This window comes from uncultured Metabacillus sp. (assembly GCF_947503125.1).
Taxonomy (GTDB): domain Bacteria; phylum Bacillota; class Bacilli; order Bacillales; family Bacillaceae; genus Metabacillus.
In genome coordinates this window covers 1-312 of record NZ_CANNCR010000209.1, presented here as the reverse complement: position 1 = coordinate 312, position 312 = coordinate 1, and the positions used below count along the sequence as shown (strand labels likewise).

Below are 312 nucleotides of genomic sequence, written 5' to 3'. Positions count from 1 at the left end.
GGGACAGATGATTGGGGTGAAGTCGTAACAAGGTAGCCGTATCGGAAGGTGCGGCTGGATCACCTCCTTTCTAAGGATGATATGAAGGATAATAACCTTCATAAAAAGACGTTTCTGATTTTGTTTAGTTTTGAGGGAACTATCTCTCAAAAGTTGTTCCTTGAAAACTAGATAACGATAACAATTCAAGTATTCACTGAGTTTAAACGCTTAGTTTAGTGATTCTTTCATAAATATTTTTGGTTAAGTTATGAAGGGCGCACGGTGGATGCCTTGGCACTAGGAGCCGATGAAGGACGGTACTAACACCGA

1 rRNA gene is annotated in these 312 nt (G+C 40.4%); it reads left to right on the top strand.

The annotated features are described in order from the left end of the window. A 16S ribosomal RNA gene (locus tag Q1B07_RS26905) occupies positions 1-70 on the top strand; the annotation flags it as partial. Positions 71-312 lie beyond the last annotated feature (242 nt).